This is a genomic window from Chromohalobacter sp., from assembly GCF_039830575.1.
GTDB classification, from domain to species: domain Bacteria; phylum Pseudomonadota; class Gammaproteobacteria; order Pseudomonadales; family Halomonadaceae; genus Chromohalobacter; species Chromohalobacter israelensis.
In genome coordinates, this window is sequence record NZ_JBDOOX010000006.1 from 57695 (window position 1) to 81536 (window position 23842).

General features: G+C 65.1%; 19 protein-coding genes. 16 read left to right on the forward strand and 3 right to left on the reverse strand.

Annotated features, from left to right (window positions below):
- Window positions 1–35: 35 nt before the first annotated feature.
- The 3 genes from dapC to map form a co-directional block, all read right to left on the reverse strand.
- Window positions 36–1235 (reverse strand): succinyldiaminopimelate transaminase, encoded by a 1200-nt coding sequence (dapC, locus tag ABGX75_RS04260; protein WP_347410601.1) that lies wholly within the window; start codon window positions 1233–1235, stop codon window positions 36–38.
- A gap of 120 nt (window positions 1236–1355) precedes the next feature.
- A complete protein-coding gene (locus ABGX75_RS04265; RefSeq protein ID WP_347410602.1) occupies window positions 1356–4031 on the reverse strand; it encodes a [protein-PII] uridylyltransferase in 2676 nt (891 codons plus the stop codon).
- A gap of 46 nt (window positions 4032–4077) precedes the next feature.
- Window positions 4078–4869, reverse strand: a complete 792-nt coding sequence (gene map / locus ABGX75_RS04270; protein WP_011505870.1) for a type I methionyl aminopeptidase — start codon at window positions 4867–4869, stop codon at window positions 4078–4080.
- A gap of 360 nt (window positions 4870–5229) precedes the next feature.
- Here map and rpsB point away from each other — a divergent pair, with 360 nt between their 5' ends.
- The 16 genes from rpsB (at window position 5230) to dnaE (ending at window position 23670) form a co-directional block, all read left to right on the forward strand.
- Window positions 5230–5970: a 30S ribosomal protein S2 gene (gene rpsB / locus ABGX75_RS04275; protein WP_035414502.1), complete on the forward strand. Its 741-nt coding sequence runs from the start codon at window positions 5230–5232 to the stop codon at window positions 5968–5970.
- A 262-nt stretch (window positions 5971–6232) separates the two neighbouring features.
- Complete coding sequence (gene tsf, locus ABGX75_RS04280) at window positions 6233–7102, forward strand: translation elongation factor Ts (protein ID WP_011505872.1); 870 nt, start codon at window positions 6233–6235, stop codon at window positions 7100–7102.
- Window positions 7103–7229: 127 nt separating this feature from the next.
- Window positions 7230–7991, forward strand: a complete 762-nt coding sequence (gene pyrH, locus ABGX75_RS04285; RefSeq protein ID WP_011505873.1) for a UMP kinase — start codon at window positions 7230–7232, stop codon at window positions 7989–7991.
- Window positions 7992–7995: 4 nt separating this feature from the next.
- Window positions 7996–8553 (forward strand): ribosome recycling factor, encoded by a 558-nt coding sequence (frr, locus tag ABGX75_RS04290; protein ID WP_011505874.1) that lies wholly within the window; start codon window positions 7996–7998, stop codon window positions 8551–8553.
- Between the two features lie 51 nt (window positions 8554–8604).
- Entirely contained in the window at window positions 8605–9363 is a 759-nt protein-coding gene (gene uppS, locus ABGX75_RS04295) for a polyprenyl diphosphate synthase (protein WP_035414503.1), read from the forward strand.
- Entirely contained in the window at window positions 9353–10156 is an 804-nt protein-coding gene (locus ABGX75_RS04300; RefSeq protein WP_347410603.1) for a phosphatidate cytidylyltransferase, read from the forward strand. The genes uppS and ABGX75_RS04300 overlap by 11 nt, the downstream gene beginning before the upstream one ends.
- Before the next feature lie 8 nt (window positions 10157–10164).
- Window positions 10165–11370: a 1-deoxy-D-xylulose-5-phosphate reductoisomerase gene (gene ispC, locus ABGX75_RS04305; protein WP_035414504.1), complete on the forward strand. Its 1206-nt coding sequence runs from the start codon at window positions 10165–10167 to the stop codon at window positions 11368–11370.
- 40 nt (window positions 11371–11410) lie between these two features.
- Window positions 11411–12766, forward strand: coding sequence for a sigma E protease regulator RseP (gene rseP, locus ABGX75_RS04310; protein ID WP_011505878.1), 1356 nt, complete (start codon window positions 11411–11413; stop codon window positions 12764–12766).
- A gap of 193 nt (window positions 12767–12959) precedes the next feature.
- Window positions 12960–15296: an outer membrane protein assembly factor BamA gene (bamA, locus tag ABGX75_RS04315; RefSeq protein WP_181950020.1), complete on the forward strand. Its 2337-nt coding sequence runs from the start codon at window positions 12960–12962 to the stop codon at window positions 15294–15296.
- Between the two features lie 83 nt (window positions 15297–15379).
- Window positions 15380–15883 carry an OmpH family outer membrane protein gene (locus ABGX75_RS04320; protein ID WP_011505880.1) on the forward strand — a complete coding sequence of 168 codons (504 nt, stop codon included), beginning with the start codon at window positions 15380–15382 and terminating at the stop codon, window positions 15881–15883.
- Window positions 15884–15930: 47 nt separating this feature from the next.
- Window positions 15931–16974 carry a UDP-3-O-(3-hydroxymyristoyl)glucosamine N-acyltransferase gene (gene lpxD / locus ABGX75_RS04325; protein ID WP_011505881.1) on the forward strand — a complete coding sequence of 348 codons (1044 nt, stop codon included), beginning with the start codon at window positions 15931–15933 and terminating at the stop codon, window positions 16972–16974.
- Between the two features lie 124 nt (window positions 16975–17098).
- Window positions 17099–17542: a 3-hydroxyacyl-ACP dehydratase FabZ gene (fabZ, locus tag ABGX75_RS04330; protein WP_011505882.1), complete on the forward strand. Its 444-nt coding sequence runs from the start codon at window positions 17099–17101 to the stop codon at window positions 17540–17542.
- Complete coding sequence (gene lpxA / locus ABGX75_RS04335) at window positions 17539–18306, forward strand: acyl-ACP--UDP-N-acetylglucosamine O-acyltransferase (RefSeq protein WP_011505883.1); 768 nt, start codon at window positions 17539–17541, stop codon at window positions 18304–18306. Before fabZ ends, lpxA begins: the two co-directional genes overlap by 4 nt.
- Window positions 18307–18318: 12 nt before the next feature.
- Window positions 18319–19479 carry a lipid-A-disaccharide synthase gene (lpxB, locus tag ABGX75_RS04340; RefSeq protein WP_347410604.1) on the forward strand — a complete coding sequence of 387 codons (1161 nt, stop codon included), beginning with the start codon at window positions 18319–18321 and terminating at the stop codon, window positions 19477–19479.
- Window positions 19476–20078 (forward strand): ribonuclease HII, encoded by a 603-nt coding sequence (gene rnhB / locus ABGX75_RS04345; protein WP_011505885.1) that lies wholly within the window; start codon window positions 19476–19478, stop codon window positions 20076–20078. The genes lpxB and rnhB overlap by 4 nt, the downstream gene beginning before the upstream one ends.
- Before the next feature lie 85 nt (window positions 20079–20163).
- Window positions 20164–23670, forward strand: coding sequence for a DNA polymerase III subunit alpha (gene dnaE / locus ABGX75_RS04350; protein ID WP_011505886.1), 3507 nt, complete (start codon window positions 20164–20166; stop codon window positions 23668–23670).
- Window positions 23671–23842 lie beyond the last annotated feature (172 nt).

Sequence of the window (23842 nt, forward strand, 5' to 3'; positions counted from 1 at the left end):
GATGTTCGTGTGGTGCCATGCGCGGGCATGACGACTCAAGCGCGGCGCTCGATGAAACGCCGGATGCGGTATGCCGCCTCGACGGTGGCCTCGATCTCGGCGACCAGCGCCAGGCGTACGCGTCCCGCCCCGGGATCGCCGTTTTCACCGGCCCGGGACATGTAGCGGCCGGGCAGCACGGTGACGTGTTCCTCGGCGAACAGGTCGCGGGCGAAGGCCTCGTCGTCGCCCCCCGGAACCGCCGGCCACAGGTAGAAGCTGGCGCGTGGCGTGGGGAAGTCCATCACCGGTGCCAGAATCTCGCCGACGGCGGCGAACTTGTCACGATAGGCGTCGCGGTTGGCGCGCACATGCTGCTCGTCGCCCCAGGCGACGATCGAGGCCTGCTGGGTCGTCAGCGGCATGGCGCAACCGTGGTAGGTGCGGTAGCGCTTGAACGGGGCGATCAGCTCGGCGTCGCCGGCCACGAAGCCCGAACGCAATCCCGGCAGGTTGGAACGCTTGGACAGCGAGTGAAAGACCAGGCAGCGGCGGTAGTCGTCGCGTCCCATGGCCGCGCAGGCCTCGAGCAACCCCGCAGGCGGCTGGTGCTCGTCGAGGTAGAGTTCCGAGTAGCATTCGTCCGAGGCGATGATGAAATCGTGCTCGTCGGCCAGGGCGATCAGCTTTCGATACTCGGCCAGTGGGGTGACGGCGCCCGTGGGGTTGCCGGGCGAGCATACAAAGACGAGCTGCACGTCGCGCCAGGTGTCGGCGGGCACGGCGTCGAGGTCGGGCAGGCAACCGTTGGCGGGCGGGCAGTCGAGGTAGACGGGCTCGCCGCCGGCCAGCAGGGTCGCGCCCTCGTAGATCTGGTAGAACGGGTTGGGCATGGCCACCTTGGCCGGACGCGTGCGGTCCAGCGCGGCCTGGACGAAGGCGAAGATCGCTTCGCGGGTGCCGTTGACCGGCAGCACGTGGCGTTCGGGGTCGAGCGAGCCGGGAGGCAAGGCGTAGCGTCGGCTCGCCCACCGGGCGATGGCGTCGCGCAATTCGGGCAGACCCGCGGTGGCCGGGTAGCGAGCGACCTCGCCCTCGAAGCGGCGCATCGCGTCGAGTACCGCGGCGGGCGGTGCATGACGCGGCTCGCCGATGGACAGCGCGATGGGGGACGACGCGGATGGCGTCACTCCCGCCTTGAGGGCGGCGAGCTTCTCGAAGGGATACGGCTTGAGGGCGTCGAGATCGGGGTTCATCGGCAATCCAGCAGCGAGTCCGGCATGCCGGACGTGGCGTTGTCAGGGCGACGCAGGCGACGCCGTCGGGAGCGCCCGATTATAGGCAAGCGGGGCTGGGGCCTCAAATGGACGCATGCTTCAGACGTCGAGCGTTTCGCAGAGTCGTTCGCGCAAGCGGGCCTGGCGCTCGGGATCGGTGAGCGGTTCGCCCGTCTTGTCGGTGATGAAGAAGACGTCCTCGACGCGCTCGCCGAGGGTGGCGATCTTGGCCGCCGACAGGGCGATGTCCTGTTCCATGAAAATGCGCCCGACGCGGGCCAGCAAGCCGGGGCGGTCGGGGGCGGTAAGCTCGACGATGGTGCGGGCGTTGGCGGTGTCCTGCTCGATCACTACCCGGGTCGGGACCTTGAAATGCTTGAGCTGTCGCGAGGTATGCCGGGTGACGATGCGCGGGTAGTCGGCCGGATCGTCGAGCTCCTCCACCAGGTGATGGCGGATTTCCTCGAGGCGTTGTGGATCGCGAATCGGTTCGCCGTCGTCGTCGAGCACGATGAAGGTGTTGAGCGTCCAGTCGTTGCTGGACGTGGCGATGCGGGCATCGTGGATCGACAGCCCCAGCTGCTCCATGGCGGCGGCGGTGGCGGCGAACAGGTCGTTGACCGAGCGGGTGTGGATGAACACCTTGGTGCCGCCGTCGGCCATGTCCTCGGTGGGCGCGTTGGCGAGGATCAACGGCAGTTCCGATGGCTGGTGAGCGAGAATGCCCTGGGTCTGCCAGACGATTTCGCTGGGCGCGTACTGCAGGAAGTAGTCGTCGCCGAACGATGCCCACAGGGCATCCGCGCTGGCGGTGTCGATGCCTACCGTGGACAGCAGGCCGCGTGCCTCCTCGCGCGACTCGCGGGCCCATTCCTCGCGGTCGATGGCATGGTCCAGCCCACGTCGCAGGGCGCGCTTGGTCTCGGTGTGCAACTGACGCAGCAGGGCGGCACGCCAGCCGTTCCACAACGAGGGATTGGTGGCGGTGATATCCGCCACGGTCAGCACGTAGAGGTAATCGAGGTGCACCTCGTCGCGCATCGCCAGCGCGAATTCATGGATGACGTCGGGGTCGGAAATGTCGCGCTTCTGGGCGGTCTTGGACATCAGCAGGTGGTGCTCGACCAGCCAGGCCACCAGACGGGTGTCGCGCGGCGACAGACCGTGACGTTCGCAGAAGGCGGTGGCGTCGATGGCGCCGAGTTCCGAGTGATCGCCGCCGCGCCCCTTGCCGATGTCGTGGTACAGCCCGGCGATCCACAGCAGTTCGAGCTTGGGGAGCTGATGAACCAGGGTCGCCGCGACGGGAAAGTCCTCATGGCCTTCGGGTTCGCGGAAACGTTGCACGAACTTCAACAAGCGCAAAGTGTGGGCGTCGACGGTATAGAGGTGGAACAGGTCGTGCTGCATCAGCCCCACCGCCTGGCCGAACTCGGGCAGGTACTTGCCCAGAATGCCGTAACGGTTCATTCGCCGCAGTTGGCGCGGAATGTTCCCGCCGCTGCGCAGCAGTTCCATGAACAGGCTCTGGTGACGCAGGTCGTCGCGGAAGCTTTCGTCGATCAGGTGGCGGTGATCGCGTATCAGGCGAATGGTCTCGGCACGCACGCCCTCGATCTCGGGGTGCTGGGCCATCAGCAGGAAGAGCTCGAGCAGGGCGCCGGGGCGCTGGCGAAAGACGCTGGCGTGACGCACCTGGATGTAGCCGCCGCGAATTTCGAAGCGGGCGTTGAGCGGAGTGATGTCCGGCGTCTCGTGAGCACGCAGGATGACTTCGTCGAAATGCTGCAGCAGCATGTCGTTGAGCCCGGCCAGCGCGGTGACATGCCGATAGTAGCGCTTCATGAACTGCTCGATGGCGAGGCGCTCGGGCGTGTCCCGATAGCCGAACAGCTCGGCGATGGCACGCTGATGATCGAACAGCAGGCGGTCCTCGGCGCGGCCGTTGAGCATGTGCAGCGCATAACGCACCTGCCACAGGAAGGCCTGGCCCTGACTGAGGATGCGCAGCTCGGCATCGTTCATGAAACCCTGGGCGACGACGTCCTCGTAGCGCAGCTCGCCGAAATGGCGCTTGGCGACCCAGCCGATCATCTGGATGTCGCGCAACCCGCCGGGGGAGCTCTTGATGTTGGGCTCGAGATGGTATTCCGAGTTGTTGTAGCGATAGTGACGCGCGATCTGCTCTTGCCACTTGGCTTCGAAGAACGCATCGCTCGGCCACATCGCCTCGCTCGCCAGGCGGGCGCGCATGGTTTCGCGCAGATGCTCGGGGCCGGCCAGGGTGCGGGACTCCAGCAGGTTGGTGATCACCGTGAGGTCCGCGCGCGCCTCGCGCTCGCAGTCGGCCAGCGAGCGCACGCTGTGCCCGATTTCCAGGCCGATGTCCCATAAAAAGGTGATGAAGCCGGTCAGCCCCTCGCGGTAGGCGGTGTCGTCATCGCGCTCGAGCAGCAGCAGTAGGTCGATATCGGAGTAGGGGTGCAGTTCGCCGCGCCCGTAGCCGCCGACGGCGAGCAGGGCGATGCCGTCGTCCGGCCAGTCGTAGCGCTCCCAGGCGATGCGCAGCAACTGGTCCAGGCACCAGGCGCGCCCATGGACCAGGTCGCGAATGTCGCTGCCGGCGCGAAAGCGTGCGTCCAGACGCTCCTGCAGGTCACGCAGGGCGTCCTTGAACACGCGTATCGGGGTGCGGCTGGCGGCTAGCGCTTCGCGGAAGGCGGACGCATCGAACAGCGTCTCGTCGGGCACGAAGCGATAGTGATGAAGCAGCATTCGCGTGGCTCTCCTGGTGGCCGGGGCGGCGTTGGCATGCCGGCGTTCATGCCGCGAGGAAGCTGAAATCCTCGTCCTGGCGGGCGGTGAGCACCTCGACGCCGTTGGCGGTGACCAGCAAGGTGTGTTCCCACTGGGCGGACAGGCTCTTGTCCTTGGTGACCGCCGTCCAGCCGTCGCGGAGTACCTTGGTGCGATAGTCGCCCGCATTGAGCATCGGCTCGATGGTGAAGCACATGCCCTCGGCGAGTACCGCGTCGGCCTCCGGCGCGTAGCCGTCATAATGCAGGAACTGCGGGTCCTCGTGGAAGCCGGCGCCGATGCCGTGGCCGCAGAAGTCGCGCACCACCGAGTAACCGTGCCGCTCGGCGTGCTGCTGGATCGTGCGCGCCAGTTCGGAGAGGCGAACGCCGGGGCGCACCTCGGCGATGCTCTTGTAGAGACACTCCTGGGTGACCCGCGAGAGGCGTCCGCCCTGGATGCTTTCCCCGATCACGAACATCACGCTGGAGTCGCCATGGTAGCCGTCGGCGGTCTTGACCGTAATGTCGAGATTCATGATGTCGCCTTTCTTGAGCTTCTTGCCCATGTCCGGAATGCCGTGGCAGACGACATGGTTGATCGACGTGCAAGTGGCGTTGGGAAACCCGTGGTAGTTGAGCGGCGCCGGCGTGGAGCCCAGCTCGTTGACGATGTACTCGTGGCATAGCCGGTCGATCTCGCCGGTGGTGACGCCGGCCGCCACGTGAGGCGCGATCATTTCCAGCACGGAAGCGGCCTGGCGACCGGCTTCGCGCATTTTTTCGATTTCGTCGGCGGTCTTGATGGGAATGTTCATGCGATCTCGAATTCGGAGGGTTCGGGTCTGGCGTCGAAGCGGCTCCTGGCCTATAGTCTCGGCGCCCGGCAGGGGGCACGCGGCGAGTCGTCACGCGGGCGTCTCGCCGGGGCGTGGCGACCAAGAGCGACTTCATCTCGGAATCGATCTATGGTATAAAGCCGCGCGCCTTACTGCAATCGCCGCCTGACGCGTTCGGTCCGTCCGAGGCATCGGCGGTGCGGCAAGCGGGCGAGAAATGATAACGCCTTGAAAACACACATGCACCGTCACATGGTCCCGGGTGCCGGGGCGACATTCGTGTCGTCGTGGTCGGATCCATGGGGTGTATGGAGGCCTAACCCGATTCAGGAGTCATCCATGGCACAAGTCAATATGCGTGACCTGCTCAAGGCAGGCGCCCACTTCGGTCACCAGACCCGTTACTGGAACCCGAAGATGAGCAAGTACATCTTCGGCGCACGTAACAAGATCCACATCATCAACCTCGAACATACTCTGCCGGCGCTGAACGACGCGCTCGCGGTGATCGAGAAGATGGTGGCGTCCAACAACAAGATCCTGTTCGTCGGCACCAAGCGCGCCGCCAGCAAGATCATCAAGGAAGAAGCCCGCCGTGCCGGTCAGCCGTTCGTCAACCATCGCTGGTTGGGCGGCATGCTGACGAATTTCAAGACCATTCGCGTTTCCATCAAGCGTCTGCGCGAACTTGAAGCCATGCACGAAGACGGCACTTTCGAGAAGCTGACCAAGAAAGAAGTCCTGATGGCCACGCGCGAGCAGGACAAGCTCGAACGCTCCGTGGGCGGCATCAAGGACATGGGCGGCCTCCCCGACGCGCTGTTCGTGGTCGATGTCGATCACGAGCGCATCGCGATCAACGAAGCCAACAAGCTGGGTATCCCGGTCATCGGCGTCGTCGACACCAACTCCAATCCGGACGGTGTCGATTACGTGATTCCGGGCAACGATGACTCCATCCGCGCTATCCAGATCTACGCCCAGGCCGTCGCCGACGTCTGCGTGCGTGCCAAGGACAACAGCGCCAGCGAGTTCGTCGAAGTGACCGAGACGAATGAGAACGAAGCCGCCGCCGAGTGATGGCGTCGGGTCCGTGCCGACGCTCGCTGCGAGCGACCAGTTTGCTAGGGCGACCCACGGGTGACCCGGCACGGACACAAAGGGGGCTGCGAGCCCCCTTTTCACCGTCCGGCGATACGACGGTGAACCGAGAAGGAATTCTTCTTTCAAAGGAAGCGCTGGTCGAGCGCCGCGCGTGCATGTCACGCCATGCCACGATCAAGCCGTGCCGGCTCGGGACAGTGTTTCCAACAGACGTCGAACCACATTCAGAGGTATTACCATGGCAGCTATCAGCGCATCTCTGGTCAAGGAACTGCGTGAGCGCACCGGCCTCGGCATGATGGAGTGCAAGAAAGCGCTCACCGAAGCCGACGGCGATATCGAAACCGCGATCGAAAACCTGCGCAAGAACTCCGGCTTGAAAGCGGCCAAGAAGGCCGAGCGCACGGCGGCCGAAGGTGGCGTGGTCACACGCGTTGCCGAAGACGGCACCTACGGCGTGATGCTCGAAGTCAACTCCGAGACCGACTTCGTGGCACGCGACGACAACTTCACCGCCTTTGCCGAGAAGGTCGTCGGCAAGGTGTTCGAGGCCAAGAGCGATGACGTCGCCAGCCTGATGGAAGGCGAACTGGAAGAAGCTCGCGAGCAGCTGGTCCAGAAGATCGGCGAGAACATCAGCGTGCGTCGTGCGGTCGTCGTCGAGGCGCCGGCTGGCGGTGTCGTGGGCGCTTATGTCCACGGTGGCCGCATCGGTGTGCTGACCGTGCTCAAGGGCGGCAACGCCGAGGTGGCCAAGGATGTCGCCATGCACGTGGCGGCCATCAACCCGAGCGTCGCGCATCCGGAAGACATGCCGCAGGCGGAACTGGACAGCGAAAAGGCCATCATCCTGGCGCAGCCGGACATGGCCGGCAAGCCGGCGGAGATCGCCGAGAAGATGGTCCAGGGTCGTCTGAAGAAGTACCTGGCCGAAAACAGCCTGACCGAGCAGCCCTTCGTCAAGGACCCCAACCAGAGCGTGGCCGAGTACGTGAAGGCTGCGGGTGGCGAAGTGGTCGGCTTCACTCGCTTCGAAGTGGGTGAGGGCATCGAGAAGGAAGAGGTCGACTTCGCCCAGGAAGTCATGGAACAGGCACGCCGCAGCTAAGCTGTCCTGTGTCTGTGACGACGATGGCGTGCGCAACTGCGCACGCCATCGCGTATCCGGCCGTCACGCGGCCACGCCGTTCCCACCCCCTGCCGATACAGTCCGCTGAGACGAAGGAGAGTCCCGAATGTCTGCCCCTACCGATCGTAGCGCCACGCCTGCCGAGCGTAACGAGAAGTCCAAGTACAAGCGCATTCTACTGAAACTGTCCGGCGAAGCCCTGATAGGCGAGCACGAGTTCGGGATCGATCCCAAGGTGCTCGACCGCATGGCGCTGGAAATCGGCCAGCTGGTCGGGATCGGCGTGCAGGTCGGCATCGTGATCGGCGGGGGTAACCTGTTTCGTGGCGCGGCGCTGCATGCCGCGGGCATGGAGCGTGTGACCGGCGACCACATGGGGATGCTGGCGACGGTGATGAACGGCCTGGCGATGCGCGACGCGCTGGAGCGCTCCAACATCCGTTCGCGCGTGATGTCGGCGATTCCCATGAGCGGCGTCGTCGAGCATTACGACCGGCGCACCGCGATCCGGTACCTGACGTCGGGCGATGTGGTGATTTTCTCCGCCGGCACCGGCAACCCCTTCTTCACGACCGATTCGGCGGCGTGCCTGCGAGGCATCGAGATCGACGCCAATGTCGTGCTCAAGGCCACCAAGGTGGACGGCGTCTACGACAAGGATCCCGTCAAGCATGCCGATGCCGCCAAGTACGAGCGCCTGACCTATGATGACGTGCTCGATCAGAAGCTCGGGGTGATGGATTTGACCGCCATCTGCCTGGTGCGGGACCATGACATGCCGGTGCGCGTGTTCGATATGACCAAGCCGGGAGCCTTGCTCAACCTGGTAGTGGGTGGCAAGGAAGGAACGCTGGTAGACAGAGGCTGAAACCGTGATCAACGACATCAAGAAAGACGCCGACGCGCGCATGAAGAAAAGCGTCGAGGCGTTGAACGCCAATTTTCACAAGATTCGTACCGGGCGCGCGCATCCGAGCCTGCTGGATGCGGTCACCGTTGAGTATTACGGCAGCGAGATGCCGCTCAACCAGGTGGCCAGCGTCAACGTGGAAGATGCCCGCACACTGGCGGTCGTGCCCTGGGAAAAGAGCATGGTGCCCAAGGTCGAAAAGGCCATCATGACCTCCGACCTGGGCCTCAATCCCGCCGCGGCAGGCAACGTGATTCGCGTGCCCCTGCCGCCGCTGACCGAGGAAACGCGGCGCAACTACATCAAGCAGGCGCGTGGCGAGGCGGAAAACGCGCGCGTGGCGGTACGCAACGTGCGCCGCGATGCCAATGGCGATCTCAAGTCGCTTCTCAAGGAGAAGGAGATCACCGAGGATGAAGAGCGTCACGCCATCGACGAGATCCAGAAGCTGACCGACAAGTACGTCACCGAGATCGACAAGCTTCTGGAAACCAAGGAACACGACCTGCTGCAGGTCTAAGAGGGTGGCCGACGGGCAGGGCGCCCGTCGGTCTCCACGCAACGGGATCCCATGACCTCACAGCCGTTTTCCCCATCCCGCGCGGGCGAGTTGCCGCGCCACGTGGCGGTCATCATGGACGGTAACAATCGCTGGGCGCGTGCGCATGGGCTGTCCGGCATTCGCGGCCATCGTGCCGGCGTCGAGGCGGTCCGCGCCGTGATCGGCCGGGCCGCCGAACGCGGCATCGGCACGCTGACCCTGTTCGCCTTTTCCAGCGAGAACTGGAAACGGCCGGCGAGCGAGGTCAGAGCGTTGATGGAGCTGTTCCTGTGGGCGCTCAAGCGTGAAGTGAAAAAGCTCCACGCGCACGATATCCGCCTGACAGTGATCGGTGACCGCGCGGAGTTTTCCGATGCCATACAGCAGTATATCGCCCGTGCCGAAGCGTTGACCCGCGACAACCGCGGTCTTCACCTGGTCATCGCCGCCAACTATGGCGGGCGGTGGGACATCGCCCACGCTGCACGCCGGCTGGCGGAACGCGTGGCGTGTGGCGAGTTGTCGCCCGAGGCGGTCGACGAAGAATCTCTGGGGGCGGAGGTCAGCCTGGCCGACGAAGCGCCGGTCGACCTCTGCATCCGTACCAGCGGCGAGCAACGCATTTCCAATTTTCTGCTGTGGCAGCTTGCCTACGCGGAGTTCTATTTCACGCCCGAGCTGTGGCCCGACTTCGGCGCCGAGGCATTCGACGCCGCGCTGGACGCCTATGGCGCGCGTCAGCGTCGTTTCGGCATGACTCAGGAACAAATCGAGGCCCATGGTGCTTAGGCAACGTATTCTCACGGCGCTGGTCATGGCGCCGTTGGCGCTGCTCGGCCTGTTCGGGCTTTCCGGCGCCCTCTTCGCCCTGTTCACGGGGGCCGTCCTGCTGGTGGGCGCCTGGGAGTGGGCCAATCTGGCCGGCTTCATGCGCCAGGCCCCGCGTCTGGCCTTCGTCGGCTTCTGCGCCGCCGCCATGGTCCTGCTCTGGGGCACCGGCCTCGTCCACCAGTCGTGGCCCTTGTGGCTGGGCATGCTGGGCTGGCTGGCCAACCTGTACTGGGTGGTGCGCTATCCGCACCACAATACCCAGTGGCAGGGGCGCACGACGCGCCTGGCCATGGGGCTCTGGGTGCTCTTGCCATGCTGGGTCGGGTTCGTGCAGCTGCGCAGCGACGGCGCGGAGTGGCTGTTGTTCGTCCTGCTTCTGGTGTGGGTCGCCGATATCGGAGCCTACTTCGCGGGGCGCGCCTTCGGTCGCCGCAAGCTGGCCGTGCGCGTGAGTCCCGGCAAGTCCTGGGAGGGCGTATACGGCGGCATGCTGGCCGTCGTGCTGCTCGCCTGGGGGTTCGCTCAATGGCAGGGCCTCGCCGCCGCCGACACGCTTCGGCTGATGGCGCTGGCGCTGCCGGTGGTCCTGATCTCGGTATTGGGCGACTTGTTCGAAAGCATGCTCAAGCGTCAGCGAGGTCTGAAGGATTCCAGCCACCTGCTGCCCGGGCATGGCGGCGTGCTGGATCGTATCGACAGTCTGACCGCCGCGATTCCTCTCTTTGTCTTGTTGCGCCCATGGTTGGGCTGAGGTGACGAATGGATTATGCCGACTCCGCTGGGAGACAATGTGTGACCGTGCTCGGGGCCACCGGCTCCATCGGTCGCAGCACCCTCGATGTCATTGGCCGTCACCCCGAACGCTATCGGTTGCATGCCCTGACCGCCCACCGCTCCCGTGAGACGCTTCGCGATCAGTGTCTTGCGCACCGCCCCGACATCGCGGTCCTCGGCACGGAAGATGATGCCGCCTGGCTGCGTGCCGCACTCAGCGACGCCGGCCTCGACACCGAGGTGCGCGCCGGCGAGGCGGCGCTCGCCGAGGTCGCGGGAAGTCGCGACAGCGACGTGGTCATGGCCGCGATCATGGGGGCCGCCGGCTTGATGCCGACGCTTGCGGCGGTACGCGCCGGCAAGCGCGTCCTGCTGGCCAACAAGGAAGCCCTGGTGATGTCCGGCGCGTTGTTCATGGACGCCGTCGACCGGCATGGCGCGGTACTTTTGCCCATCGATTCTGAACATAATGCCATCTACCAGTGTCTACCCACGGAGCATCGTGGCGGACTGACGCGCCATGGCGTGACCCAGCTGTTGCTGACGGCGTCGGGCGGGCCGTTCCGAGGTTGGTCGCAAGCCCAGCTGGACGAGGTGACGCCCGAACAGGCTTGTGCGCATCCCAACTGGTCGATGGGCCGCAAGATCTCGGTGGACAGCGCGACCTTGATGAACAAGGGCCTCGAGTTGATCGAGGCCTGCTGGCTGTTCGACGCGCGTCCCGAACAGATCCAGGTGGTGGTGCATCCGCAGAGCGTGATTCACTCGATGGCGGCGTACAGCGATGGGTCGGTGATCGCCCAGATGGGCAATCCCGACATGCGCACCCCGATCGCCCACGGACTGGCGTGGCCCGAGCGCATCGACGCCGGCGTCGCGCCGCTGGACCTGTTCGCCGTGGCGAGGCTCGATTTCGAGGCCCCCGACGAGTCGCGTTTCCCGTGCCTGCGTCTCGCCCGCGAGGCGATGGCGGCGGGCGGTACGGCGCCGGCCACCTTGAACGCCGCCAACGAAGTGGCCGTGGCGGCGTTTCTCGAGGGGCGGTTGAAGTTTGCGCAGATCCCCGCGCTGGTGGCGGCGGTATGCGAGGCATGCGAGGTGCAGTCGGCTCACACGCTGGAGGCGGTGCTGGCGGCTGACGCCACCGCGCGGCGTGTCGCCGAGCGCGAATTGAGCCGGTTCACGTCATGATGTCAGGGCGGTGGCCCGCGCGAGGAAGGAGGACGATCCCATGGGCGTGATTGAGAACCTGCTGGCGGTCATCGTGGTTCTGGGATTGTTGATCACCTTCCACGAGTTCGGCCATTTCTGGGTCGCGCGGCGTTGCGGCGTCAAGGTGCTGCGTTTCTCGGTGGGGTTCGGCAAGCCGTTATGGTCGCGGTTCGATCGCCACGGCACGGAATTCGCCGTGGCCGCGATTCCGCTCGGCGGCTATGTCAAGATGCTCGATGAGCGCGAGGGGCCGGTGGCGCCGGAAGAGCAGGCGCATGCCTTCAACCGCAAGAGCGTATGGGCCAGGATCGCCATCGTCTCGGCCGGCCCGCTGGCAAACTTTCTGCTCGCCTTCGTCGCTTACTGGGCCCTGTTCATCTACGGCACGGCCACGGTGGCGCCGGTGATCGGCGATGTCACGCCGGATTCGCCGGCCGCTCAGGGCGGTTTGCAGCGCGGCCAGGAAATCGTGGCCGTGCAGGGCGAGCCGACCCCGTCGTGGGGCGAGGTCAACCTCAAGCTGGTGGCGGCCATCGGCGCCGATGGCACCCTCGACGTGACCACGCGGACGTCAGAGGGCGCCACGCCGACGCAGCATCGGGTGCCGGTCAACGACTGGCTGGTACGCCAGAATCCGCCTCAGCCGCTGGCATCGCTGGGCGTGACGCCCTGGCGTCCCGAGCTGCCGGCGGTCCTCGGTGAGGTGCTGGATGACGGTCGCGCGCATCAGGCGGGGCTGCAACGCGGGGATCGTATCGTCAGCGTCGATGGTGTGGCCGTCGACGACTGGATGGCGTTCGTCGAGCGTGTGCGCGCCAATCCGGAGACGCCCTTGACCCTGCAGGTGACGCGCGATGGCGAGCGCCGCGAGATCACGCTGACGCCCGCCGTGCGCGAACAGGAAGATGGCTCGACCATCGGTTATATCGGGGCCGGCGTGCAGCCGTCCGAATGGCCCGAGCGCTACCGTCGCGAGATTCGCTACGGCCCACTGGACGCCGTCGGCGAGGCGGTCGCCAAGACAGGGGAGATGAGCCTGCTCACGCTGGACTCGATCCGCAAGATGCTGGTGGGGCTGATTTCCCCCTCCAACCTCTCGGGGCCCGTGACCATCGCCCGCATTGCGGGGGATTCCGCACGCGATGGCGTGGAGAGCTTCATCAGCTTCCTGGCATATCTGTCGATCAGCCTGGGGGTGCTCAATCTGTTGCCGATCCCCGTGCTCGATGGCGGGCATCTGGTCTACTACATCATCGAGGCTGTGCGCGGGCGCCCGGTGCCCGAGGCCGTGCAGGCCTTCGGTTTGCGTGTGGGCATCGCGCTGGTGGGCTCGTTGATGCTGATGGCGTTGTACTTCGACCTGATGCGTCTGTAGCCCTCATTGCGGGGCGGCCCTCGGCCGGGCTTTAATGTGGGCCGACGATGGCCTGGGTAAGCGGTCGTTGACCGCAAGGATGAGCGACCCGGGGGAACGTGGCGAGGGGAGTACGGCCTTGCCAGTCGCCCAGGGAAATGTATAAGGTGCCTGTTCCATGAGCGGGCGGACTCGAGAGAAGCGAATCGACTGCATGAAGATCAAGACCATCGGATTGGCGGCGCTGCTGCTGACCGCGGCTCCCGCGGCGCTGGCGGCCCCCTTCGAGATTTCAGACATTCGCGTGGAAGGGCTGCAGCGCGTTTCGCCGGCATCGGTGTTCAACGCCTTTCCGGTCAGTGCCCACGAGACGGTCGATGACCGTGAACTGGCGGAGGCGTCGCAGCAGCTTTTCGACACCGGCCTGTTCGACGACATCGAGCTGTTGCGCGACGGTGACGTGTTGATCGTCAATGTGGTCGAGCGCCCCACGATCGCCTCCATCGAACTCGACGGCAACTCCCAGGTGTCCGACGACGATCTGCGCAAGGGCATGACCGAGGCCGGGCTCGCCGAGGGGCAGGTGCTGCAGCGTTCGACGCTGGACGAGGTGCAGCGTGAGCTGGAACGGCTCTACCAATCCCAGGGACGTTACAGCGCCAGCATCGACACCAACGTCGAAGAACTCGACAACAATCGGGTCGAAGTCGATATCGACATCAACGAAGGGGCCGTCGCCAAGATCCAGAAGATCAACTTCGTCGGCAACCAGGATTTCGACGACGAGACCCTGCGTGATCTGTTCGCGCTGGAAGACAAGCCCGGCTGGTTCCTGGGCTGGTTCTCCGACGACGAGTACTCGCGCGACAAGCTCTCCGGCGACCTCGAGACGCTGCGCTCCTTCTACCTGGACCGGGGCTACGTCAATTTCGATATCCGCTCGTCGCAGGTGTCGATCAGTCCCGACAAGTCCAAGATCTTCATCACCATCAACGTCGACGAGGGCCAGCGCTACAAGCTCGACGAGATTCGCTTCGCCGGTGACTTGAAGATCGGCGAGGACAAGGCCCGCGAGCTGGTGACGGCCACGCCCGGCGAATATTATTCGCAAAGCGCCATGACCGAATCCGCCGAGGCCCTGCGCCAGCGCCTCGGCGCCGAAGGTTTCGCCTTCGCCGAGGTCGACAGCGTGCCCGAGACCGATGCCCAGGACGGCACCGTGGACGTGACCTTCCGTGTCGAGCCGGGGCGGCGTGCCTATGTGCGACGCATCAACTTCGTCGGCAATACCACCACCCAGGACGAGGTGCTGCGCCGCGAGATGACCCAGATGGAAGGGGCGCCGGCGTCCACCGACCAGATCAGCCAGTCCCGCGAGCGTCTTGAGCGTCTCGGGTTCTTCCGCACGGTCGATGTGGAAACCCGGCCTGTCGCCGATCATCCCGACCAGCTCGATGTCACCTACAACGTCGAGGAGCAGCCCTCCGGTTCGGTGTCGGCCAGTCTGGGGTATTCGCAAAGCGCCGGTGTCATCTACGGGGCCGCCTTGTCCCAGAACAACTTCCTGGGAACCGGCAATCGCGTCAACGTGAATGCCCAGAAAGGGGATTACTTCACGAACCTCAACTTCGGATTCACCGATCCCTACTGGACGCTGGACGGCATCTCGCGGGGCTATAACGTCTACTACCGCGAAACGGACTACGAGGACTTCGACGATATCTCGACGTACTCCTCTGACGCGCTGGGCGGCAGCATCAACTTCGGGTATCCGATCAACGAGCTCTCGCGCCTCAACTTCGGCGTCGGGGTCGAGGATCTGTCGCTCGAGACCTACCGTGATACTCCCCTAGAGATTATTCAGTACACGGAAGACGAGGGCGAGGACTTCCTGAACTACAAGCTCACCGCCCGCTGGACGCGCAACAATCTCAACCGCGGCATCATGCCGACGGCAGGGAGCTATCAGCGCTTGTCGCTGGAGACCGCCGTGCCGGGCAGTGACACGCAGTACTACAAGACTCGCTACGAGGCACAGAAACTGTTCGAGTTCCGTCCCGAGTGGTCGCTGAAATTCAGTACCAACCTGGGCTATGCGGATACCGTCGGTGACGATGCCTATCCGTTTTACGAGAACTTCTACTCGGGCGGTCTGGGCTCGGTGCGCGGTTTCTCCAGCAACACGCTGGGCCCCAACACAACGCCTGGGGGGGATGGCGACGACGATACCCTGGGGGGCAACGTGCTCGTCGAGGGCTCGGCCGAGCTGATCTATCCGTTCCCGTGGGTCGAGGACCGCCGCTCGCTGCAGACCAGCGTGTTCTTCGACGCGGGCAACACGTACCTGACCGAATGCTACGACGTGCCGGCAGGCGAGAGTTCCAACTGCAGCAGTGGCGTCGATCTGGGCGAGTTGCGTTACAGCGTGGGGCTGGGGCTGTCCTGGCTGACGCCGGTGGGGCCGTTGACCTTCAGCGTCGCCAAGCCGATCAGCGACGAAGACGGCGATGACACGCAGGTCTTTCAGTTCTCGCTGGGGCAGACCTTCTAACCAGGCTGACACAGCGTCGTGCGACCGGTGCGATGATGTGGTCATCGCACCGAGTGACCATAACGAATCAAGGAGAGGGTGTGATGCGCAAATTGACGGGTGCCCTGTGTCTCGGGGTGATGAGCGTGCTGTCCATGCCGGCCATGGCGACCGAGGTCGGCGTGCTCGACTGGCGTCAGGCCTTGCTGGATTCGGATGCTGCGCAGCGCTCGATGAACGAGCTCAAGAATCAGATCAGTTCTCAGCAGCAGCGTGCGGAGTCCCTGAGTCAGGAACTGCAGCAGCTGCAGCAAAAGCTGCAGCAGGATGGCGCGGTGATGTCCGAGTCGGAACGCACCAGCGCGCAGCAGGAACTGCGTCAGAAGGGCTCCGAGTTCCAGCAGCTGCGTCAGCAGATCCAGCGTGCGCAGCAGGAAAAGGAACAGGCGTTCATGCAGTCCGCCAAGCCCAAGCTTGACCGCGCCATCGACCAGGTCGTCGCGCAGCATGATCTGGATGTCATCGTGGATCGCGACGCGGTGGTGTTCTCGGAAGACGGGCTCGACGTCACCGAGGAAGTCACTCGCATCTTTAACTCGCTCAACTGAGCCCACCGGGCGCCGCGAGCGCCCATGGCTAGCGATTCCAAGCGCACATGAAGACCCTTACTCCCTGCGCCTTCACGCTCGGTGAACTGGCCGAGCGTCTCAAGGCCCGCCTGGTCGGCGACAGCGACCGCCGTGTGACCGGCCTCGCCACGTTACTCGATGCAGGCCCGAACGACATTACGTTCCTGGCCAACAAGACGTATCTCAAGTACCTGCCCGACACCCGTGCCGCTGCCGTGCTGGTGCATCCCGCCCATGGCACGGACGCGCCCTGTGCGCGACTCGAGCTGGAGAACCCCTATCTGGGTTACGCCGAACTGTCGCGCTTGTTCGACCCCCTGGCGGGTCAGGCGCCCGAGGGCGTGCATCCCAGCGCGGTCGTTGCCGAGAGTGCGCGTATCGGCGAGCACGTATCGGTGGGGCCGCAGTGCGTGATCGAAGCGGGCGCGGTCATCGGCGATGGCTGCGTGATCGGCGCCGGCAGCATCGTCGGTGCCGACAGTGAAATCGGCGCCGACTCCCGGCTGCATGCCAATGTCACCGTCTACCATGGCGTCAGCGTCGGCCGACGTGCCATCTTGCACAGCGGCTGCGTGATCGGTGCCGACGGTTTCGGCTTCGCGCATGACGGGCAAGGCTGGCACAAGATCGCCCAGTTGGGCGGTGTCATCGTGGGCGACGATGTCGAGATCGGCAGCTGCTCGAGCATCGACCGGGGGGCATTGGGCGATACCGTGATCGGCAACGACGTCAAGATCGACAGTCAGGTGCAGATCGCGCACAACGTGCAAATCGGCGATCACAGTGCCCTCGCGGGGTGCGTGGGCATCGCGGGCTCGACGCGCGTGGGCAGTCATTGCATGCTGGGTGGCGGCGTCGGGCTGTCGGGACATCTGACGCTGTGCGACGGCGTGCAAGTCACCGGCATGAGTCTGGTCACCAATTCCATTCACGAGCCCGGCGTGTACTCCTCGGGGACCGGCGCCATGCCCAACGGGCTGTGGCGCAAGAACGCGGTGCGTTTCAAGCAGTTGGACGAGCTCGCCAAGCGTCTGTCACGTCTGGAGCGGGGCGCCTCGGACACACCGTGAGCCGATTGGCTGCCAGCGAAGGGCTGGGCCTGTATAATCCCCGCCTTATCCAGGCAGGCGGATCATTCCGCCCTCGTGTGCCTGCCAACGCGGCAGGCACTTCGTTATTTCAGAGGTTGTATCGATGGTAATGGACATCAACGAGATCCGTGAGTATCTACCGCACCGTTATCCTTTCTTGCTGGTGGATCGTGTCACGGAGATCACGCTTGGCGAAACGATCGTCGCCTACAAGAATGTCAGTATCAACGAGCCGTTTTTCAATGGGCACTTCCCGCACCATCCGATCATGCCCGGCGTGTTGATCATCGAGGCGATGGCCCAGGCGTGCGGTATCCTGGGGTTCAAGACCGTCAACAAGCTGCCCGCCGACGGGTACGTCTATTACCTGGTGGGAAGCGACAACGTGCGTTTCAAGCGTCCGGTGATGCCGGGCGACCAGCTGCGCCTGGAAGCCAATGTCATCAGGGGCAAGCGCGGTATCTGGAAATTCGCCTGCCGTGCTACGGTCGATGGCGAACTGGCCTGTGAAGCCGAGATCATCTGTGCCGAGAGGAAAGTCGCTTGATTCATCCCACCGCCCTCGTCGACCCCAGTGCGCGTGTGTCCGATGACGTCGACATCGGCCCGTTCTGCGTGATCGGCCCCGAGGTGGAAATCGGGGACGGCACGGTCATCGGTCCGCATGTGGTCATCAAGGGCCCCACGCGGCTGGGCAAGCGCAATCGCATCTTTCAGTTCGCCTCCGTGGGCGAGGACTGTCAGGACAAGAAGTACGCCGGAGAAGCCACCCGCCTGGAGATGGGCGACGACAACGTCGTGCGCGAAGGCGTGACGCTGCATCGCGGCACGGTGCAGGACAAGGCCGTGACCACCATCGGCTCGCGCAATCTCTTCATGGCGTACTCCCACGTCGGCCATGACTGCGTGATCGGCGACGACTGCATCCTGGCCAATCAGGCTACCCTGGCGGGGCATGTCACGCTCGGCAACTTCGCAATCCTCGGCGGACTGTCGGCGATTCACCAGTTCTGCCACATGGGAGAGCACGCCATGGCCGGCGGCGGCTCGATCATCACCAAGGACGTTCCGGCTTACGTCATCGTCAACGGCAACCCGGCGCAGACCCATGGGCTCAACCTGGTGGGGCTCAAGCGGCGCGGCTTCGAACGCGATGCGCTGCGCGCACTGGGCGACGCCTATCGCATCGTCTATCGTCAGGGCCTGACCATGGAACAGGCGATCGAACGTCTCGAAAACGATTTCGCCGTTCCCGAGGTGGAGACCTTCCTCGCGTCACTCAAGACGTCCCAGCGCGGGATCACGCGCTAAACGGAATCTGCCATGCGTATTTACCTGGTCGCGGGAGAGCTGTCGGGCGACATCCTGGGCGCCGGGCTGATGCAAGCGGTGAAACGCCGCCACCCCGATGCCGAATTTCGCGGCATCGGCGGGCCACGCATGCTGGCCGAGGGCATGCAGTCGCTTTATCCGCTGGAAACGCTGTCGGTCATGGGGCTGGTCGAGGTGCTCAAGCATCTGCCGGGCCTGATCAAGGTCCGCCGCCATCTGCGGCGTGACGCCCTGGCCTGGCAGCCGGACGTGATGATCGGCATCGATGCCCCGGACTTCAATCTGGGGCTTGAGCGCCAGCTGCGCGCCACCGGCATGCGTACCGTCCACTACGTCAGTCCTTCAGTGTGGGCCTGGCGCCAGGGGCGCGTGAAGACCATCGCCCGATCGGTCGATGCCATGCTGACCTTTCTGCCCTTCGAGGCGGCCTTCTATGCACGGCACCAGGTACCGGTGGCCTTCGTCGGGCATCCCCTGGCAGACGAGCTGCCGCTGGTCAACGACCGTCAGGCGGCGCGCACCGCATTGGGCTTGTCGTCCACTGCGCCGCTGCTGGCCGTGCTGCCGGGGTCGCGTGGCAACGAGATCCGCTTTCTGGGACCGACTTTCCTGGACAGTGCCGTCTGGCTGCGCGAGCGCGTGCCGGGCCTGCAGGTGGTGATTCCTGCGGCCTCTCCGGCACGCCGACAGGAACTCGAGGTCTTGCTCGCCACGCATCCGGCTCGCGAGTTCGTGCATCTGCGCGACGGCGAGTCGCGCCAGGCAATGACCGCGTCCGACGCCGTGCTGCTGGCTTCCGGCACCGCGGCGCTCGAAGCCATGCTATGTCATCGTCCCATGGTGGTGGCCTACAAGATGGCGGCTGCGACGCACTGGCTGGCCAAGCGCATGGTCAAGACCGAGTGGATTTCGCTGCCCAACCTGATCGCCCAGGAAACCCTGGTACCCGAGCTGGTGCAGGAAGACGCGTCCTGTGAGGCGATCGGCGAGGCCCTGCTGACGTGGCTGGGCGACGAGACGCATCGCCAGGCCACGGAAACGCGTTTCGCCGCGCTGCACGCCACCCTCCAGCGTGGGGCCAGCGAGCGCGCCGCCGAGGCCATCGACAGCCTGGTCGTTTACGGACGCTTGCCCGAGGAGCCCACAGCATGACGGATTTTCCGCCCCTGGTGATCGACTACCACGGCTCGCGCCTGGCGGGTGTCGACGAAGTCGGTCGCGGCCCCCTGGTGGGGGCCGTGGTCGCGGCCGCCGTGATCCTCGATCCGGCTCGTCCCATCGAGGGGCTGGCCGATTCCAAGACCCTCAGCGAGAAACGCCGCCTGGCCCTGGCGGACGCCATCCGCGAGCAGGCCGCGGCGTGCGCGGTGGCCGAGGCGTCCGCCGAGGAGATCGATGCGCTCAATATCTTTCATGCCACGCACCTGGCCATGCGCCGGGCCATCGATGCCTTGCCGGTGACGGCGGAATATCTGCTGGTGGACGGCAATCGGATGCCGGGGCATCATGTGCCGGGGCAGTGCGTGGTCAAGGGCGACCGCCGCCATGCGGCGATCGGGGCCGCCTCGATTCTCGCCAAGGTGACGCGCGACGCCCAGATGGTCGCGCTGCACGAACGCCACCCCGAGTATGGTTTCGCGCGCCACAAGGGCTATCCTACCCGAGAGCATCTCGCGGCCCTCGAACGCCTGGGGCCGTTGGAGGAACACCGCCGCTCCTTTGCGCCGGTCAAGCAATGGCAGCTGCTGTAGTCCCACGCCGCGCCATGCCGTTATCGAATTCATTCAGGAAGGCGTCGCTTCGGCGGTGCCCTCCGCGTCGTTTCAAGAGCTCGTCATGACAACGCCTTTCGTACACCTGCGCGTCCACACCGAATATTCCCTGGTCGATGGCCTGGTACGCTTGAAGCCGTTGATCGAAGCGACGGTCGAGGGCGGCATGCCGGCCGTGGCCGTGACCGACGATTCCAATCTGTTCGGCCTGGTCAAGACCTACAAGGCGGCGCAAGGAGCGGGGCTCAAGCCGGTCATCGGGGCCGACCTGTGGATGGAAAACCCCCATGACGAAGAGCACCCCTACCGGGTCACGCTGCTGGCGATGGACAACGACGGCTACCGTCACCTGACCGAACTGATCTCGCAAGGCTGGAGCGAAGGTCAGCAGCGCGGCCAGGGCATCCTCAAGAAGGAATGGATCTTTGCCCGCAGCGCGGGCCTGATCGCGCTTTCCGGGGCCCGCGACGGCGAGATCGGCCGTTACCTGCTATCCGAGCACGGTCAGGCCGCGCGCGAGCTGTGCGAGGGCTGGAAGGCCGCCTTTCCGGGGCGCTTCTATCTGGAAGTCCAGCGTACCGGCCGCGAGCACGACGAGGAGTGCCTGCATCTGTCGGTGGCCCTGGCGGCCGAGACCGAGACGCCGGTGGTGGCGACCAATGACGTGCGCTTCCTGACCCGTGAGGACTACTGGGCCCACGAGACGCGGGTGGCGATCGGCGAGGGCAAGGCGCTCGACGACCCCAGGCGCGAGCGCCGCTACAGCGAAGAGCAGTACCTGAAGAGTCCGCAGGAGATGGCGGAGCTGTTCTCGGACCTGCCCGAGGCACTGGAAAACAGCGTGATGATCGCCGCGCGCTGCAACGTCGACGTGCCGCTGGGAGAAATCTTCCTGCCCGAGTACCCGGTGCCGGACGGCATGAGCATGGACGGCTTCTTCCGCAAGATTTCCCATGACGGCCTGACCGAGCGGCTCGACAAGCTGTTCTCCGGCGAGAACCCGATCTACCCCGGCCGCGACCTCGCCGAGTACGAACCGGCCTACCGCGAGCGTCTCGACTTCGAGCTCAACATCATCCTCGAGATGGGCTTCCCCGGGTACTTCCTGATCGTCATGGACTTCATCCAGTGGGCCAAGGACAACGACATTCCGGTGGGCCCGGGGCGCGGGTCCGGGGCGGGGTCGCTGGTCGCCTATGCGCTCAAGATCACCGACCTCGACCCGCTGGAATACGACCTGCTGTTCGAGCGCTTCCTCAACCCCGAGCGCGTGTCGATGCCCGACTTCGACGTCGACTTCTGCATGGAAAAGCGCGACCGGGTCATCGAGTACGTGGCGAGTCGCTACGGCCGCGATGCCGTCTCGCAGATCGTGACCTTCGGCACCATGGCCGCCAAGGCCGTGGTCCGCGACGTGGCGCGCGCCCAGGGCAAGCCGTACTCGATGGGCGACAAGCTCTCCAAGCTGATCCCCTTCGAGGTCGGCATGACCCTGGCCAAGGCCATCGAGCAGGAGCCGGCGCTCAAGGAATACCTGGACAGCGACGAGGAGTCCCAGGAAATCTGGGACATGGCGCTCAAGCTCGAGGGCATCACGCGCGGGACCGGCAAGCACGCCGGCGGGGTGGTGATCGCGCCCACCAAGCTCACCGATTTCTCGCCGCTGCTGTGCGATGAGGACGGCAGCGGCCTGGTCGTCCAGTACGACAAGAACGACATCGAGGAAGCCGGGCTGGTCAAGTTCGACTTTCTGGGGCTGCGCACGCTGACCATCATCGACTGGGCACTGGAGATGGTCGATACGGTGCGCGCCCGCGAAGGCCAGGGGCCGCTGGACATCGCCTCGATCCCGCTGGATGACGTGCCCACCTTCGACATGCTCAAGAAGGCCGAGACCACGGCGGTCTTCCAGCTCGAATCGCGCGGCATGAAGGAGCTGATCAAGCGCCTGCAGCCCGACTCGCTGGAAGACATGATCGCCCTGGTGGCCCTGTTCCGGCCGGGGCCGCTGCAGTCCGGCATGGTCGACGACTTCATCAACCGCAAGCACGGGCGTGCCGAAGTCGCCTATCCTCACCCGGACTATCAGCATGAGCTGCTCAAGCCGGTGCTCGAGCCCACCTACGGCATCATCCTCTATCAGGAGCAGGTGATGCAGATCGCCCAGGTGCTGGCGGGCTACAGCCTGGGGCAGGCCGACATGCTGCGTCGCGCCATGGGCAAGAAGAAGCCCGAGGAGATGGCCAAGCAGCGCGCCGGCTTCATGGAAGGGTGCGCGGCCAACGGCATCGACAAGGACCTGGCCGGCAACCTCTTCGACCTGGTGGAGAAATTCGCCGGCTACGGGTTCAACAAGTCGCACTCGGCGGCCTACGGGCTGGTCTCGTACCAGACGGCGTGGCTCAAGGCGCACTATCCCGCGCCCTTCATGGCGGCGGTGCTGTCCACCGAGATGGACAACCTCGACAAGGTCGTGCCGCTGATCGAGGAATGTCGCAACCAGGGACTGACGGTCACGCCGCCCGACGTCAACATGGGCAGCTACAAGTTCACCGTCGACGAGCAGGGACGCGTGGTCTACGGCCTGGGCGCGATTCGCGGCGTGGGCGAGGGCCCCATCGGCGCGATCGTCGAGGCGCGCGAGGCGGACGGCGCCTTCAGCGACCTGTTCGACTTCTGCCGCCGCGTCGATGCCAAGCGCCTCAACAAGCGTACCCTGGAAGCGCTGATCCGCTCCGGTGCGCTGGACAATCTCGGCCCCACCCGCGCGGTGCTGATGGCCTCGCTGGAGGCGGCGCTCAAGGCCGCCGCGCAGAGCACCACCAATGCCAACCTGGGCATGATGGACATGTTCGGCGAAGCGTTCAGCGAGCCCGAAGCCGGCGACGCCTACGCCGACTATCGCGGGGTGCGCGAATGGACCGACAAGGAGCGCCTGGCCGGCGAAAAGGACACGCTGGGCCTGTATCTGACCGGCCACCCCATCGATGAGTACGAATCCGAACTCAAGCGCTTCGTGTCGACGCGCATCGTCGACTTGAAGCCCCAGCGGGGCGAGTCGCAGCGGGTCGCGGGGCTGGTCGTGGCCATGCGCACCATGAAGTCCAAGCGTGGCGACACCATGGCGTTCATCACCCTGGATGACCGTACCGGTCGAATCGAGGCATCGCTGTTCGGCGAGATGTTCGAGCAGGTTCGCGGCAAGCTCGGCACCGACGAGGTCCTGATCATCGAAGGCGAGGTGAGCACCGACGACTACTCGGGCGGACTGCGGCTGCGAGGCAAGGAAGTCACGCCGATGGTCGACGCGCGCACCCGTTATGGCGAGGCCGTGGAACTCACCGTGGACGGAACGCGTCTCAATGGACGCTTCGCGCGCAGTCTGCACGACAGCTTGACGCCATGGTGCGATCCTCAGGGCCTGCCGGTGCGCGTGCGTTATCGCAACCCCGAGGCCAGCGGTGTGCTGGAACTCGGCGCGCCCTGGCGCGTGGCGCCCAGCGACGACCTGCTCATCGCCCTGCGCGAGGTAGAGGGGCAGGAGGCGGTCACGTTGCACTATCGAGGCTGACCGCGCAGGCTCTAACCGCGCGGGACGATGCATGGTGTCTTGCGTGACGCGTTCAGGGTGCGATAATGCCTGTTTACGGCCGGTTGGCGCCATGCCCTGTCCGTCACAGCGTCGCCTCGCGCGGCATCGGACGTGCGGCCCCGGGCTGCCCAAGACCACAAAGTAGACGCTC

Excerpts from the sequence above, each read along its gene's own strand:
- dapC (WP_347410601.1), bottom strand. The coding sequence starts at position 1,235 with ATGAACCCCGATCTCGACGCCCTCAAGCCGTATCCCTTCGAGAAGCTC.
- ABGX75_RS04265 (WP_347410602.1), bottom strand. The coding sequence starts at position 4,031 with ATGCTGCTTCATCACTATCGCTTCGTGCCCGACGAGACGCTGTTCGAT.
- map (WP_011505870.1), bottom strand. The coding sequence starts at position 4,869 with ATGAACATTCCCATCAAGACCGCCGACGAAATCGAAAAAATGCGCGAA.
- rpsB (WP_035414502.1), top strand. The coding sequence starts at position 5,230 with ATGGCACAAGTCAATATGCGTGACCTGCTCAAGGCAGGCGCCCACTTC.
- tsf (WP_011505872.1), top strand. The coding sequence starts at position 6,233 with ATGGCAGCTATCAGCGCATCTCTGGTCAAGGAACTGCGTGAGCGCACC.
- pyrH (WP_011505873.1), top strand. The coding sequence starts at position 7,230 with ATGTCTGCCCCTACCGATCGTAGCGCCACGCCTGCCGAGCGTAACGAG.
- uppS (WP_035414503.1), top strand. The coding sequence starts at position 8,605 with ATGACCTCACAGCCGTTTTCCCCATCCCGCGCGGGCGAGTTGCCGCGC.
- ABGX75_RS04300 (WP_347410603.1), top strand. The coding sequence starts at position 9,353 with ATGGTGCTTAGGCAACGTATTCTCACGGCGCTGGTCATGGCGCCGTTG.
- ispC (WP_035414504.1), top strand. The coding sequence starts at position 10,165 with ATGGATTATGCCGACTCCGCTGGGAGACAATGTGTGACCGTGCTCGGG.
- rseP (WP_011505878.1), top strand. The coding sequence starts at position 11,411 with ATGGGCGTGATTGAGAACCTGCTGGCGGTCATCGTGGTTCTGGGATTG.
- bamA (WP_181950020.1), top strand. The coding sequence starts at position 12,960 with ATGAAGATCAAGACCATCGGATTGGCGGCGCTGCTGCTGACCGCGGCT.
- ABGX75_RS04320 (WP_011505880.1), top strand. The coding sequence starts at position 15,380 with ATGCGCAAATTGACGGGTGCCCTGTGTCTCGGGGTGATGAGCGTGCTG.
- lpxD (WP_011505881.1), top strand. The coding sequence starts at position 15,931 with ATGAAGACCCTTACTCCCTGCGCCTTCACGCTCGGTGAACTGGCCGAG.
- fabZ (WP_011505882.1), top strand. The coding sequence starts at position 17,099 with ATGGTAATGGACATCAACGAGATCCGTGAGTATCTACCGCACCGTTAT.
- lpxB (WP_347410604.1), top strand. The coding sequence starts at position 18,319 with ATGCGTATTTACCTGGTCGCGGGAGAGCTGTCGGGCGACATCCTGGGC.
- rnhB (WP_011505885.1), top strand. The coding sequence starts at position 19,476 with ATGACGGATTTTCCGCCCCTGGTGATCGACTACCACGGCTCGCGCCTG.
- dnaE (WP_011505886.1), top strand. The coding sequence starts at position 20,164 with ATGACAACGCCTTTCGTACACCTGCGCGTCCACACCGAATATTCCCTG.